This window comes from Draconibacterium sp. IB214405 (assembly GCF_033963885.1).
GTDB lineage: Bacteria > Bacteroidota > Bacteroidia > Bacteroidales > Prolixibacteraceae > Draconibacterium.
The window spans coordinates 307911-323303 of sequence record NZ_JAXBMA010000001.1 but is presented as its reverse complement, the minus strand read 5'-3'; the positions used below and the strand labels follow the sequence as shown (position 1 = coordinate 323303).

Below are 15393 nucleotides of genomic sequence, written 5' to 3'. Positions count from 1 at the left end.
TAGTTTAGTTAAAGGGGAGGTTGTCGGTTTGGCAACCTCTTTTTTTGGACTAAAATACCAATACAGCCGAAGTATATTTACCGGTAACTGAGCTCACTTTTAGGCTGCCACCGTGTAATTGCATAATCTGTCTGGAAATACTGAGCCCGATGCCGGAGCCATTCTCTTTTGTGGTGAAAAAGGGAACAAATATTTTATCCATCAGCTCATCCGAAATCCCGGGACCATTATCGGTAACTGAAATGGTAGGATGACCGGCGTCATTAACCGTTGCTTTTATCTCGATTCGTGCATTTTTATTGCCATCGTTGGCCTGGTAGGCATTTTTCACGAGGTTGATCAGTACCTGCGAAATCTGCTTTTCGTCGGCGTGTAATTCCAGTTCTTCAGGTGTAATATTACACGTTAATTCAACATGGTCGGCGTTCTCAAACGAAGACGATAGAATACGAATATGATCGATCAGGTTTTTGGCCTGGAAAACTTTCTTTTCAGGAGCCGGAAGTCGTGTAATCTTTCTGTACGACTCCACAAAATTTATCAATCCTTTACCTTGTTCGCGAATAACCTCCAGCCCGCGAATAGTTGTCTCAATCGTTTTTGTATTGATGTCTTCTGGCGCTACCATTGCACCGTCTTTATAAAAATATCCGGCCAGACTTTCTGATAACGAAGTAACAGGAGTAATCGAGTTCATAATTTCGTGCATCATTACACGAATTAGTTTACGCCACGATTCCAGCTCTTTTTCATCCAGCTGATTTTTAATGTCGTGCACCGAAATCAGCATCAATTCATCCTTCTCCGAAATAAATGAGTTCGACTTGATAAGCAGTTGAATAATACCGCTTTTTAAATGCAGTGTTATCAAACGCTGTTCCGTTGGTTGAATTTCTTTTATCGTCTGAAAAAGTTTGGGATCAATGCGTTCCAACTGGTTAATGTGCGTTAGAACATCCACCTCGAAAAGTTGCCGGGCCAGGTTGTTCGAATGCAGAATAAATCCTTTTTTATTAAAGGTAAACATACCTGTGGCAGCATGTTCGAGCAGGGCCTGAAAATACTGTTCCTGCTTTTGGTTTTCGAGGTAGATTTGTTGGATTTGTGAGTTTACTTTTTGCAGACTTAAATTGAGGTCGGTAATAACTTTGTTATTGATGTTATTCGGAAATCGAAGTGTTGAATCTTCGTTTCGTATGGCATCGAAAAAGTAAAATATCCGGCGGTTAATGCGGTTCAGGAAATAGATGAGGTTAATGGTAACACCTAGAATAAACAGCGAGGGGATGATGGCAAAAACATAGGCTTGCTGATCGAAGATCAGCCAACCCAAAAAGAGGGCACTTGCCAGTAAAAGCAGAATACGAACAAGGATTTTAACGTATAAACTTTTGCTGATCATATCCCGTATTTTTTAATTTTATTGTACAGCGTTTGGCGGGTTATGCCAAGCTTCTCGGAAGCCAGACTCATGTTTCCTGCATTTTTATCGATGGCCGAAACGATCATACGTTTTTCCATCTCTTCAATCGTCAGAAGCTCGTCTTCAAACTTCGACGATAAAACCTGTTTGAAAAAGAAATCCTCGGATTTTAGTACCGATGAATCACTTAAAATAACTGCTTTCTCGATGGTGTGTTGCAGTTCGCGAATGTTGCCGGGCCAGTTATATTTCAGTAATTTCTCCTGTGCAGGCTGATTAATTTTTAATCCGTGTTTTTCGTACTTCGCAGCAAATTTCTTTAGAAAGAAATCGGCCAGAACAATGATGTCGTCGCCTCTTTCGCGCAGTGGCGGAACTTCTATTTGAATGGTGTTGATGCGGTACAGCAAATCTTCGCGAAACAAACCTTCGCCTACCATATTTTCCAGGTTTTTATTGGTAGCGCACACCAGCCGGATATCAACCGGAATAGGTTTGTCGGAACCAAGGCGCATAAACTCGCGGTTTTGGATGGCGGCCAGCAACTTGGCCTGCAAATGAAACGATAGGTTTCCGATCTCGTCGAGAAACAGTGTTCCTTTGTGCGCCGTTTCAAATTTCCCGGCGCGGTTTTCACGGGCATCGGTAAAAGCCCCTTTTACGTGGCCAAATAGTTCGCTTTCAAAAAGTGTTTCGCTAATGGCTCCCATGTCAACACTCACCATCACTTCGTTTCGTCGTTGCGAGAGTCGGTGAATTTCGCGGGCGATCAGTTCTTTCCCTGTTCCGTTTTCGCCGGTAATCAGAATATTGGCATTGGTTTTTGCCACTTTACGCACCATGTTCATCACCTGCGTGAGTTGTGGCGACGAGCCAATAATAAACTTCTGGTCGCGGTTGAGCTCCTGTTTTAATCCGGCCTCTTTTTGTTTGAGTTTACCGACTTCGGTTTTCGAGAAGTTAAGCTGAACGGCAGCTTTTATAGTTGCCAGCAATTTGCTGTTGTCCCACGGTTTTGGCACAAAATCGGTAGCTCCCTGTTTTAACGCTTTTACGGCCAGTTCCACTTCGCTATAGGCCGTAATCAGCACCACCGAAATGTCCGGGTAACTCTTTTTAATCTGTTCGAGCCAGTACAAACCTTCGTTTCCGGTATTTATTCCGGCTTGAAAATTCATGTCGAGAATAACAACATTATAATTGCCGGTCCTGAGTTCATTGGGAATAAGGTTCGGGTTGGTAATTCCTTTTACGGCATCGAATTCCTGCCCCAGCAAAATTTCCAGGGTGCTGATGATGCTTTTGTTGTCGTCTACTATTAAGATGTTTCCTTTTGGCATGAGCTTTTTTAATTTGCCCCTTCAGGGCGCTGTTTCTTGTTCGTTTTGTTATCCCAATGCGTTGCATTGGGCTGAAATGAGTTGCCACTTCGTGGCGTAATACGTTAATCTAATTTTGTGTTAGAAAACCACGTTTTATTTTTTCGGGCTGAAAGCCCAACTAAATTAAGCCCGATGGCATCGCCTCGGGAGATTGATCGCAGCACAAAAAAGCGGGCTGAAAGCCCAGCTTAAGGTATTAAGGTCAATCTCTCCAAAGGTATTTTTCATCATATTCAATTCCATATTCTTTTAAAAACAATAAATATTCTTCCTTAAAATTCATTTTTCTGTGATGTTCTTCTTGGTTTTGTATGTATGTTTTGGTTTTGTTGTGAATAGAAGGACTAACAGAAAATCCACCATAACCCCCTTGCCATGCAAAATATTTATAATGATCTCCTTTTGTTTTAATCCATCTGCTGCTGTGACGTTTAATTTCTTCAACCAATTTTGCAAGAGCAATATTTTTCGACATCACACAAAGAATATGAACATGATCTTCAACGCCATTTATAATTATTGGAATTGAATCATTGTCTTTTATAATGGCTCCCATATAAGCATATAGTTCAGAGGAATCTTCTCTCTTGATTTTGACATCATTATTTTTTATATGAAAAATGATGTGTGTAAATAATTTTGAAAGAGATTGTGCCATGATAGCCCTTTAAATTGCCCTTGCAGGGCGTTTTGATATTTGTTTATATTATCCCAACGCGTTGCATTGGGCTGAATTAAGCTGCCACTTCGTGGCGTTTTCGATCAAATGTCTATGTCTATCGGGCTGAAAGCCCAAATTATTTTAGCCCGGGGACAACGCCCCGGGAATTAAGTTTCAGCATAAAAAAGCGGGCTGAAAGCCCAGCTTAATGCTTATGTTTCTCCAATCCAAAATTAGACCAAGCTAAAACCAATTCCAATCAACTGTAAAAATATTTTACAATATTCTGTAAATAATTTTAACGATTTTGAATGTCATGAGTTTTTAAGTGTCACTAAATCAGCAATTAAGCTTTGTGGCATTATTATGGCACTTAATAATGAAACAATTTTATACGATGATTAGAATAAGAATAGCTCTCATTATAATTTTTTATTTGATTATTGGAAATACGGTTCAGGCCCAACAGAATTGGAGCCTGAGCCAATGTATTTCTTATGCCATTGAAAACAACATCAATTTAAAGGACTACGAGATTCTTGAAAAACTGTCGCTGGAAGATGCGCAGCAGGCCAAACGCAATATGTTGCCGGGTATTAGTGCTTCAACCAGTGCGGGATTAAGTTTTGGTCGTTCGGTGGATCCGAATACCAACGCCTATATCAATACCGAGTTTTTTAATAACAGCTACGATTTGTCGTCGTCTATAGCTGTTTTTGATGGATTTCGTATTCAGAACCAGATAAAATACCAGAAATTTAGAAAACAGGCCTCGGAATACAATCGTATAAATGCAACCGACCAATTGGCGTTTGACGTAATGGTGGCCTTTTTTGATGTGGTTTATTATAATGGAATGCTCGGCATTGCCAACGAGCAGGTGGAAGCCTCAAAGCTAAGTTTGAAAACAACAGAAAAGAAAGTGGAAGTCGGGTTAAAAGCCAAAACCGACTTATTGGAAATGCGCGCCAATCTGGAGCGTGAAGAACTCAACAAAATTCAGATTGAAAACTCTCTGGAAACGGCTACATTAACACTAAAGCAGTTGATGAATTTTGTTTCTGCTGAGGAAATGGAACTGGTAGATGAATCGTCGGTGGTAATAAATGAGCAGGTAGCTCAGCCGCGCCAACTTTTTGAGCAGTACACCGGTTGGTCGCCGTATTACCAGTCGATTTATGCCAACGTGAAAGCTACGGAAAAAGGTCTTGCCTTAAGTCGGTCGGCACTTTATCCGTCGATTTATGCCAGTGGATCGATAGGTACAGGTTTTTACGAAACCAATACCGATGGAGATGGTAATACCCTGGCATTTAGCGATCAGTGGAAAAACAATAAAAGCCAGTATGTGGGAGCCTCGTTAAATATCCCGGTTTTTAGCCGATGGGGCAATCGCTCCGAGGTGAAAAAAGCAAAACTGGAATTGGAACGTGCTCAAAATAACCTCGATGATAAACGTCAGGAACTGTTTTTCGAGATGGTGACTAACCTTACTGAACTGGAAGCTTTGTATAAAGAACACAGTCAGTATGTAAAACGCACCGAGGTCGATGAGCTGGCTTTTCAGGCTGCTGAAAAGAAATTCGACCAGGGACTGATTGACATTAACGATTACTACATAGCTAAAAACCGCCTGGCAAATACACAAAGTCAGGTTTTACGCTCGCGCACGCAGTGGGAGATAAAAATGAAAGTACTGCAGTTTTACCGCGGACAGCGCTTCTGGGAATTGGAAGAAGGTTATTAGACATTGGTCATTAGAAAGAAAACCAATGACGAATGACCAGTGACAAATTATTGAAATAAAATAAAAACATATCATAGGAAGTACGGCGCTTTGCCCTCTGCTCCATGCACAAAGCAGGTATATCATGGGAATGGATAAAAAAATTGAAAAGAAGAAAGGCTTAAAAGCCAAGCACATTATTTGGATTGTTGGCGGATTGGCGTTTGCCTTCCTATTGTATAAAGTCGTTTTAGGAAGCAGCGGTTCGGTGTTTCGGGCCGAGAAAGACAAGCTGACCATAAGTTCCGTAACCGACGGCGAGTTTAACGACTACATTACCGTAATTGGCCAGGTGGAGCCCATTACAACCATTTTCCTGGATGTGGAAGAAGGCGGAAAAGTGGAAGAGATTTTTATTGAAGAAGGTGAGATGGTAAAAAAAGGTGACGTTATTCTTCGTTTGAAGAACAACGACCTGAATACCACCATTATGAACAGTGAGTCGGATATGGCTTACCATTCAAACGAGCTGCGGAATACTCAAATAACAATTGAGCAACAGCAGATCAGTAATCAGCGTGCTAAGTTGCAGGTCGACCTTCAGGTAACACAGGCCGAGCGAAAGTACAAACAATATGAAGCCTTGTACGACGATGACCTGATCGCACGCGAAGAATATCTGCAAGCCAAAGAGGACTACGAACTTACTCTAAAAGAAAAGGATCTTACCTATCAGAAGTTTGAACAGGACTCGATTTTCCGTGGCAATCAAAAGGAAAACATGGACGAAAGCCTGGAAAACATGCGCAATAACCTGATAATGGCGCGTATGCGTTTAGATAACCTGAATGTAAAAGCGCCTGCCGATGGACAACTTGGACTTTTAAATGCTGAGATTGGCGAATCGATAGGACGTGGTCAGCGAATAGGAATGGTGAACATTTTAACCGACTTTAAAATCAACGCACTTATTGACGAACATTATATCGATCGAGTGCGCCGTGGATTAAATTCATCGTTCGACCGCAGTGGTGAAAATTACAACCTTACCGTTAAAAAGGTATATCCTGAAGTACGCGAAGGTCAGTTTGAAATTGATATGATCTTTGAAGGTCCAAAACCGGATAACATTCGTACGGGTCAAACCTACCATACAAAATTACAGCTTGGTCAGCCCGAAAAGGCAGTATTGATTCCAAAAGGTGGTTTCTTTCAAAGTACCGGCGGTCAGTGGGTTTATGTGCTAAACGATAACGGAACAGAAGCCGAAAAACGCAGCATCCGGATCGGTAAACAAAACCCACAGTATTACGAAGTACTGGAAGGATTAACACCGGGTGAGAAAGTAATTACTTCCAGCTACGATTTATTTGGCGATAACGACAGGATTGTGTTTAAATAGGAGCAGAGGGCTCGGAGGAAAGCGCTAAGCGATTCGTAGAACATTCAAATGATGTAAGTAAGAAACATTAAATATTTCGACATGGCACATTTTAGGTTTATGGATTTAGACATCTGGAAAGAAGCTATTGTGTTAAACGATGAGCTTTATGATTTGGCGGAAATCTTGGAGCAGGCAAAACATTATAGAATGGCGGAACAATTAAGGGCTGCGTCATTAAGCGTTTCCAATAATATTGCCGAAGGTGCCGGCTCTTTTTCTGACAAGGATTTTGCTAATTTTTTAAAGTTTGCCCGACGTTCAGTTTTTGAAACAGTCAACATTACTTATGTCGCTTTTCGAAGAAAATTTATTACGGAAGATGAGCTAAACAAAAAGCTGGATGACATGGATAAATTGAGTAGAAAAATAACAAATTTCAGAAAAAAGATACTGAGCGAATAGCGCGAAGTGAAAGGTGCTCAGCGCAAGGCAAATTACAGCGGCATACAATTCTTGCTCTTTTCGCCATGCGCCATGCTCTCTGCACTTAGCTAATTGGTTAAATAACAAAACAAAAATATCATGATAAAGACGGAAAATCTGACAAAAGTATTTCGCACTGAAGAGGTGGAAACCAGTGCATTAAATGAAGTAAGCCTGCACGTAAAAAAAGGTGAGTTTGTGGCTATTATGGGACCTTCGGGTTGTGGAAAATCAACCTTAATGAACATCATCGGATTACTGGATAATCCTACCAGCGGTAACTATTATTTCGACGGTTCGGAAGTTGGTCAGTTAAAAGAACGCAACCGCACAATGTTGCGTAAAGGAAATATAGGTTTTGTATTTCAGAGCTTTAACCTCATCGACGAACTGAATGTTTACGAAAATGTGGAGCTTCCGCTGATCTACCTGAAACTAAAAGCCCGCGAGCGTAAAGAAATGGTAGAGAAAGTACTGGAACGTATGAAAATTGCGCATCGTGCAAAACACTTTCCGCAACAACTTTCAGGTGGTCAGCAACAGCGTGTGGCCATTGCCCGTGCGGTAGTTGCCAATCCAAAGCTGATTCTTGCCGATGAGCCTACCGGTAACCTCGACTCGAAAAACGGTTTGGAAGTAATGAACCTGCTTACTGAATTAAACCGTGAAGGAACCACTATTGTAATGGTAACGCACTCGTTGCACGATTCTGAATTTGCCCATCGTGTTGTTAACCTGTTCGATGGTATGATCATTACCGAAGAGGTGAAAAAAGAGATGGGAGAAATCCTGTTGTAATAGATTGAATATTAGGGGTGTCAAAAAAATTACTGCAGAGTGTCATTCTGAGCGGAGTCGAAGAATGTATGACATTAAATACAAGATGTTTCGACTACGCTCAGCATGACGTACTAATTATTTATTTTTTGAATAACCCTGATTGACTATAAAATGATACCCGCCATGAAAAACTTACGATTTATATTCAGAATGTTTCGGCGAAATCCCTTGCTGGTTTTTGTAAACCTGCCCGGATTGGCCATCGGATTAAGTGCAGTTTTGCTGTTGTCCGTTTACCTGAAACACGAGCTAAGTTACGACCAGCATTTTCAAACAAAAAACAATGTTCTTCGTCTTTACAATGCAGTTACCGAAAATGGAAACACCACCAATTACGCCATTTGTTTGCGCAAAGCTTACACCGAAATTCCTTCGCGGGTTCCGGAAATAAGATCGGCAACTCAGATTTATAATGGCTGGAATACGACTGCAGAATTTGAGAAGCAAAAATTCCCGAACGTTCATATGTTATTTGCCGACAAGGATTTCTTTGATGTATTCGGACTGGAGCTGATTCAGGGAAACACCGACGATGCTTTGGTAGGTGAAAACAACGTGGTGATTACCCGGTCAACGGCACTAAAAGTATTCAATACCACGGATTGTATTGGCAAGGTTTTGAATGTTTCGGAAGATCCGGTTACTGTAACGGGGGTAATAAATGATTTACCAAACAACACGCACTTTAATTTCGATTTGCTGGTGTCGATGCAGACAGTTCATCCCGAAAACTGGGGAGGACTGGAACTGTACACCTATTTCAGAATTGATGATAATGCCGATTTAGCTTCAGTTGGTGAAAAAATAGCCGCTGCAAACAACGAGCTTATGAAACCGTGGGGAGAGCCATTTAATCTCACGGTGGAAACAGGAACTGAGCTGCTGGCAGACCTGCATTTGCATACCGTTGTTGATTTCGATCTCTCGCCAAAAGCCAATTTAACGCACGTGTTTATTATTGCCGGTATTGCCTTTTTGGTGCTGCTTATTGCCATGGTAAACTACATTAACCTGTATGTTTTGCATGGCGAAAAACGAATTGCCGAAATTGCGTCACGAAAATCGTTGGGAGCAACGCAAAGCACGCTGAGTCGTTTATTCTTTACTGAAACATCAGTAATCAGTCTATTGTCGTTTGTGCTGGCGTTGGGACTAACAGCGCTTGTTCAGCCCGCGTTTGCCCGTTTAATGAAAAGTCAGATCGAGCTGTCGGACATGTTTTCCTTTTCCGGCATTTTGCTGGTGTTGGGCATTCTTGTCGTTTTGATACTGGTTTCGGGTGCTTATCCAAGCTATTATTTGTCGAAACTGAACCTTGTAAATGCGCTTAAAGGAAAGTCTTCGAAAGTAAAGCGCAAAAGCACGTTGTCGCGCATTGCGGTTATTTCGCAGTTTTCCATATCGGTTTTTCTCATTAGTGCACTGGTAATTGTTTTTGCCCAGGTGAACTATTTAAAGGAAGTGCCACTTGGTTTTAATCCCGAGAATGTAATCGGCATTACCAACCTTAATAACGAGGTACGAAGAAGTTCGTCGTCTATCGCTGATGAATTGTCGCAACTGGCATTTGTCGAGGATGTGGCGTCTTCCGATCATGGCATGGGACAAGGCTCAAGCGGACAGGGAATTAAAAAATATGGCGCTCCCGGGAATTTTAAAAGTATTGATGAATACCGTGTACATCCCGGATTTGCAAAAACCATGCAGCTGGAATTGATCGACGGTCGTTATTTTAATAATTCGGAAGCTGATAAAAGGGCAGTAATTCTTAATGAAGCTGCGGCAAAAATGCTGGGTCCCGATGTAAAAGTGGGCAGCTTACTTGATATGTTCGATGAGCCTTTAACGGTAATCGCCATTGCAAAAGATTTTTACTACATCGATCATCCGGGGGCACCAATTGGGCCACTTGTTCTTACCAACTACCGAGGCAACGTAAACAACATGTATGTGCGGACAAAAGCGGGAACTACACCTGCACAACTGGCCCAAATTGATGAGGTGATTAAAAGTTATTCGCCGGAACTTATTATCAGTAAGTTTCAGCTAACCGATGTTTACGCCAATAAATACACCAACGAAGAGCGCATGATAAAACTGGTTACTACCGGTGCCGGACTGGCCATCATCATCAGTTTTATTGGATTAATGGCGCTTTCGGTGCTGAATGTGAACCGACGAAGAAAAGAGATTGGAATACGAAAGGTAATTGGCAGTACCGAAACGCAGGTTGTTCGCGAGTTACTGAAAGAAACGTTTGTCCTGGTGCTGATTGCTATTGTTATCGCTTTTGTTGGCAGCTATTTTACCATGCATCAATGGTTACAACATTTTGTAAACCGCGTATCCATCAGTCCTGTATATTTTCTGGTTAGCGCTGCTTTTGCACTGTTTATCGCCTTTCTGGCAGTGGGCTGGCAAAGTTGGCGGGCAGCTACTCGAAATCCTGTTGAGGCGCTCAGATATGAATAAGCTAGTTTTTACCCCAAACCCCTAAAGGGGCTTTTGACCGGAGTAAAAAGTGAATATTTGAATTTAAAATGAAACAAAATAGAAAAAAGGAGATTACACCAATCGGAGATACGAAAAAGTCCCCTTTAGGGGATTTAGGGGTAAATGTAACTGGAGAGTTGGCGAGTTGAAATGCGAAATCCCGATCGAAGTTCTCCGGTATGAGTAAGATTAAAAAACGAAAGATTATATATGAGTTTTAAAAATAACCTGATAGTAAGTCTGCGGCATTTAAAGGCCGATAAAACAAATACCTTCATTAGTGTGTTCGGATTAATTCTGGGACTGGGAATTGTGGCCGTGATTTTGGTTTATGTGCTGAACGAGTACGGATACAACTCGTCGTTTGCCAATAACGACCGTATTTACAGAGTCTTAAATTATAGTAAAAATGATAACAATACCTGGGCAAATACACCATTTGTAATTGGCGAGACAGCCAAAGAACGTTTTGCCGAGGTAACCGATTATGCACACCAGTACAACATTGGGAATATTGATGTGAAAAAGAATTCCGAGTTTATTCCCGAGCCGGATGTTATTTGTACCGAAAGCTCATTTTTTAGCATGTTTGGTGTTGACATTTTGCAGGGGAGTCTGGATGATTTCGACGATACCGAAGGCCAGATACTTCTGAGCAAAAAAATGGCGGAGAAGTATTTTGGAACTGAAGATCCGCTTGGAAGAACGCTTACTCTTCGTTATAACGGCAAAGAATCGGATATGGAAGTGGCGGCTGTTTTCCGCGACATCCCGCAGAATTCAAGTATTAAAGCAACATTGGTGACCAGTATTGATTATGGGATGAAACATTTGGCCGATAACATAACCACCAATGGCGATACTCCTGATGAAGCAAGTTTTAGAGAGGCATGGCAGGGTGTGTATTTTACCAATTATTTATTGCTTAAAAACGGCACTGATATCGATGCCCTCGAAACAAAAATTAAAGAAGCGGGAAAAGAGTATTCAACTGATAATTACCCGATTTCTCTTTCGCTTCAGGCCTTAAATGATATTTATTTTGGTTCGGAAAAGATTGTGGACAATAACCGCAAAGAACAGGGGAATTTGTCGATGTTGTTTGTTCTTTTGTTTATCGGGATACTGATTTTACTCACCGCCTCCATTAATTATCTGAATCTGGCTTCGGCTAAAGCCATGACTCAGGTGAAAACATTTGCAGTAAGAAAAGTATGTGGTGCTCAACGGAAAACTATTATTGGGCAAATGATTTTCGAATCGACTTTAATTACACTTATTGCCTTGCCTTTTGCAGTGATTGCTGCGTGGTTGGCTTTGCCTTATTTAAGCGACATGCTTGGTAAAGATTATGCCATAGAAATGAGTGGGCAAACCGCAACCAGTTTTTCAATTCTTGCACTTATAACTCTGGCAACCGGCATATTGTCAGGCAGTATTGTTTCATTCAGGGCTTCCCGGTTTGGGTTGGTAAATGTATTGAAAGGCAATAAAGTGGAAAGCGGAAATAAGCAGTATGCCCGAAAAGCCATGGTTGTATTTCAGATTACCATTTTTATCGCCTTGATTTCGACCATGATGCTGGTGCAAAAACAAGTGCGTTATGCCTTTAATAAAGATATGGGATTTGCCAAGGAAGGATTAATCCGTGTGCCATTGGGCGATCATAATCTTGATTTGTTTAAAGAAGAAATTGCAAAAAATCCGAACGTGTTAAGCGCCAGCGGAACTTTATGGATGCCACCCAGCGATAATAAAATGTATATGAGCATTCCCAAAGTTAGCAACCGCACAGAGTCGGTGAAGGTGAACGGACTTTTTGTTGATTATGGATTTGCCGAAACAATGGGCATGAAAATTATTATGGGTGCCGATTTTGATAAGCAGAAAAATAACAATGGTGTATTAGTGAATGAATCGGCCATAGAAACGCTCGGACTTACAGACGTTTTGGGCGAAAAAACTGCCTTTGGGACAGTGGTAGGAGTCGTAAGTGATTTTAATATGTTTTCCATTCACGAAGCTATAACTCCAATGATTATTGGCCTGAATCCAGGAATGAGCCAAAATATTGCCATCCGCTTGCGAACAGAAAACCTGCCTGAAACCATTAAATTTTTGGAAAATACCTGGAAGAGAACCGGTGGGACAAGCACCTTCACGTTTGACTTTACCAACGATATTTTGCGCGAGATGTATGAATCGGATATCCGCTTTTCGAAGATGATTGGATTGCTGGCTGTTATTGCCATTTGTATTGCCAGCCTTGGATTGTTTGGCCTGTCGTTATTGATGGGAAAACAGCGCATTAAAGAGATTGGCGTTCGCAAAGTGAATGGCGCTAAAGTATCCGAAATATTAAGCATGCTCAATAAAGACTTTGTTATTTGGGTGACAATTGCTTTTGTGTTGGCCACCCCAATTGCCTGGTTTGCCATGAACAAGTGGCTCGAAAACTTTGCCTACAAGACTTCCTTGAGTTGGTGGATTTTTGCACTGTCCGGTCTGATGGCATTGGGAATTGCATTGTTAACTGTTAGCTGGCAGAGTTGGAGGGCGGCTACGCGGAATCCTGTTGAAGCCTTACGATACGAGTAAAAATCCAAAGACACAATTATGATACGTTTTTTCAGACTTTATTTAAGGAAATTTAGAAGTAATTTACAATATTACAACATAATAACTGTTGGACTCGGACTTGCGTTAACTGCAGCACTTTTCATCTTTAATTTTGTTTCACACGAATATTCATACAATAAATCTGTACCAAAATGTAAAGATATTTACAGGGTTTTGGAATATTCAAAGGGAAGTGCCTCATACAGGTCAGACACATTTGATCCGCTTAGCAAATTATTAAAAGAAAAAAGTCCTTATGTGGCTGAAGCTATTCGTTATCATGGAAGTAGGTACGAGTTCGACGTAAATAGTGAAATTTTTGCAGAAGATGGAATCTTAACCGATCCTTCATTTTTTAGCATTTTTGATGTTCAGGTGATATCCGGCTCTGTAGCGAAGTTTGAAAATACTCCGGAGAGTGCTTTTATCTCAGAAAGTCTGGCCAATAAATATTTTGGATCAGAAAATCCGGAAGGAAAAATAATAGCTTATTCAAGACAACCAATGCAAGCAAAAGATAAATTGGAGGTTGTTGGAGTATTTAAAGACCTGCCAGAAAATTCTACGATTACAGGAAATATCGTAATTAATATGGCAGTAGAAGATCAAAAGAAGGAATACGCAGATTGGCAATATATTAATGAAACCTATGTCTTAATTCCTGAAAAGAATAATGTAAAAAGTGTGGAAAATAGTATTGTTTCAATTCTGAAACCTGCACTTGACGCTGACGGACTTGGCAATTGGATAAAAGAAGATGGTTTTAAGCTTCAACGTTTTGATAGGATTTATTTGTACTCAAAAAATGTAGAAGATTTTACTGTAAAAGGAAACCTAACGCTTCTGAAAATATTGATAGTTGTTGGGTTGTTGATATTGCTAATGTCTGTCTTTAATTTTTTCGCCATCCATTCCGGCTTGCTCATAAAACGTTTAGGGAACTTTCAGACCATGAAATGTTTTGGGGCTTCACCGAAAAATATTATGCGGGAAATTGTTCGGGAAAATATTGCCAGTATTAGTATTTGTGCAATATTGTCTATTGTATTATTTCTTATTATTAATCCTTCGGTACAGAGGTATTTGGGTATCAATTCCTTCGATCTGCCTTTTATTCGCTTGCTATCATTTGTAGTATTTCTTTTAATTCTTGCAGTATCATCAGGAATCCTTCAGTATTTATTCTTTAAAAAGGTAGCCCGGAACAAAATAAAAACATTTGATTTTAGCTATAGAAAGGTTCTCACCGTTGTTCAGTTAACAGCTTTTCTTTTGATAATTAGCTCGTTGTTTGTGATTTCAAGACAAGTGTCGTTTATGAAAAATACAGACTTGGGTTTCGATATGGAGAATACGGTAAGTATAATGCCATATGGAGCAGAAAATGGGGAGTATTTGCTAATGAATTTGTTTTCGAATAAAAGCTATGTAAAGTCTGCTTCATTTGGTTGGAGTATTTACAATGAAAAATCAAATGCTTCTACCGTTAAAGTTGGTGATGAGCAATCGGAAATACAATCAATAATTAAGCTGGGTGATCGTAATTATATTAATACGTTTGAATTAACACTTGTTGAAGGAAGGAATATCAATACTGAATTTGTTTCGGGAAATAGTGAGCAAAGAAGTAAAACAATTACGGAGATTTTGGTGAATGAACAATTTGTGCAAGAAGCGGGGTTGGAGAATCCTGTTGGGACGATAATTACTAACAACCAAATGATTGGAGAAATTGTAGGTGTGATTAAAAACGTTTATCAATCGGCATTTTTTGAACCCATAAAACCCATGATAATTGGGAATATTCCTTTTCGCCAAACCTATTTGGTGCTGAACCTTGCTAAAGGTTCTTTCCCGGATTTTTATACCGACTATAAAGCCTATTGCGAGAGTATTGGGATGGGAGACTATACCGAATATCTTTATACTAAAGAGGATGCGAGCCAGGTTTTTGCCAAAGAAATAACGCTAATAAAGTTGTTTAAGATTTCATTCGTCATTGCTTTCATTATCCTAAGCCTTGGATTATTTGCTATGAATTTGTTCATCGTTGAATCTAAAACCAAAGAAATCGGCATCAGAAAAGTAAACGGTGCCAATGTATCCGAAATATTATCAATGCTGAATAAAGACTTTATAAAATGGGTGGTAATCGCTTTTGTGATTGCAACACCTATTGCGTACTACGCCATGAATAAATGGCTCGAAAACTTTGCGTACAAAACCACATTAAGCTGGTGGATTTTTGCACTGGCCGGAGTGCTGGCTTTGGGAATTGCATTGTTGACTGTTAGCTGGCAAAGCTGGCGGGCGGCTACGCGGAATCCTGTCGAAGCATTGAGATATGAATAGCGTTTTACCCCAGACCCCTGAAGGGGCTTT

The 15393-nt window shown here is 40.5% G+C and carries 10 protein-coding genes; 7 read left to right on the top strand and 3 right to left on the bottom strand.

The genetic code is table 11. The annotated features are described in order from the left end of the window. Positions 1-49: 49 nt before the first annotated feature. From SLH46_RS01040 to SLH46_RS01030, 3 genes are all read right to left on the bottom strand, one after another. Positions 50-1402, bottom strand: coding sequence for a sensor histidine kinase (locus SLH46_RS01040; protein WP_320279277.1), 1353 nt, complete (start codon positions 1400-1402; stop codon positions 50-52). Then, a complete protein-coding gene (locus SLH46_RS01035; protein WP_320279276.1) occupies positions 1399-2763 on the bottom strand; it encodes a sigma-54-dependent transcriptional regulator in 1365 nt (454 codons plus the stop codon). The genes SLH46_RS01040 and SLH46_RS01035 overlap by 4 nt, the downstream gene beginning before the upstream one ends. Before the next feature lie 244 nt (positions 2764-3007). Continuing rightward, positions 3008-3463, bottom strand: a complete 456-nt coding sequence (locus SLH46_RS01030) for a transposase (protein WP_320279275.1) — start codon at positions 3461-3463, stop codon at positions 3008-3010. Positions 3464-3863: 400 nt separating this feature from the next. Between SLH46_RS01030 and SLH46_RS01025 the strand changes: the two genes are divergently transcribed. The 7 genes from SLH46_RS01025 (at position 3864) to SLH46_RS00995 (ending at position 15363) form a co-directional block, all read left to right on the top strand. Continuing rightward, positions 3864-5213 carry a TolC family protein gene (locus SLH46_RS01025; protein ID WP_320279274.1) on the top strand — a complete coding sequence of 450 codons (1350 nt, stop codon included), beginning with the start codon at positions 3864-3866 and terminating at the stop codon, positions 5211-5213. A gap of 124 nt (positions 5214-5337) precedes the next feature. Continuing rightward, entirely contained in the window at positions 5338-6594 is a 1257-nt protein-coding gene (locus SLH46_RS01020) for an efflux RND transporter periplasmic adaptor subunit (RefSeq protein ID WP_320279273.1), read from the top strand. Positions 6595-6675: 81 nt separating this feature from the next. After that, positions 6676-7038, top strand: a complete 363-nt coding sequence (locus SLH46_RS01015) for a four helix bundle protein (protein WP_320279272.1) — start codon at positions 6676-6678, stop codon at positions 7036-7038. 120 nt (positions 7039-7158) lie between these two features. Further along, positions 7159-7857: an ABC transporter ATP-binding protein gene (locus tag SLH46_RS01010; protein WP_297094828.1), complete on the top strand. Its 699-nt coding sequence runs from the start codon at positions 7159-7161 to the stop codon at positions 7855-7857. Between the two features lie 165 nt (positions 7858-8022). After that, entirely contained in the window at positions 8023-10371 is a 2349-nt protein-coding gene (locus SLH46_RS01005; RefSeq protein ID WP_320279271.1) for an ABC transporter permease, read from the top strand. Positions 10372-10602: 231 nt separating this feature from the next. Next, the gene (locus tag SLH46_RS01000; protein ID WP_320279270.1) at positions 10603-12990 is read left to right on the top strand and encodes an ABC transporter permease; all 2388 of its coding nucleotides are present in this window, start codon (positions 10603-10605) and stop codon (positions 12988-12990) included. An 18-nt stretch (positions 12991-13008) separates the two neighbouring features. Further along, positions 13009-15363 (top strand): FtsX-like permease family protein, encoded by a 2355-nt coding sequence (locus SLH46_RS00995; RefSeq protein ID WP_320279269.1) that lies wholly within the window; start codon positions 13009-13011, stop codon positions 15361-15363. Positions 15364-15393 lie beyond the last annotated feature (30 nt).

Bases quoted from the DNA above. Each gene is read 5' to 3' on its own strand.
- SLH46_RS01040 (WP_320279277.1), bottom strand. From the start codon at position 1,402: ATGATCAGCAAAAGTTTATACGTTAAAATCCTTGTTCGTATTCTGCTT.
- SLH46_RS01035 (WP_320279276.1), bottom strand. From the start codon at position 2,763: ATGCCAAAAGGAAACATCTTAATAGTAGACGACAACAAAAGCATCATC.
- SLH46_RS01030 (WP_320279275.1), bottom strand. From the start codon at position 3,463: ATGGCACAATCTCTTTCAAAATTATTTACACACATCATTTTTCATATA.
- SLH46_RS01025 (WP_320279274.1), top strand. From the start codon at position 3,864: ATGATTAGAATAAGAATAGCTCTCATTATAATTTTTTATTTGATTATT.
- SLH46_RS01020 (WP_320279273.1), top strand. From the start codon at position 5,338: ATGGGAATGGATAAAAAAATTGAAAAGAAGAAAGGCTTAAAAGCCAAG.
- SLH46_RS01015 (WP_320279272.1), top strand. From the start codon at position 6,676: ATGGCACATTTTAGGTTTATGGATTTAGACATCTGGAAAGAAGCTATT.
- SLH46_RS01010 (WP_297094828.1), top strand. From the start codon at position 7,159: ATGATAAAGACGGAAAATCTGACAAAAGTATTTCGCACTGAAGAGGTG.
- SLH46_RS01005 (WP_320279271.1), top strand. From the start codon at position 8,023: ATGAAAAACTTACGATTTATATTCAGAATGTTTCGGCGAAATCCCTTG.
- SLH46_RS01000 (WP_320279270.1), top strand. From the start codon at position 10,603: ATGAGTTTTAAAAATAACCTGATAGTAAGTCTGCGGCATTTAAAGGCC.
- SLH46_RS00995 (WP_320279269.1), top strand. From the start codon at position 13,009: ATGATACGTTTTTTCAGACTTTATTTAAGGAAATTTAGAAGTAATTTA.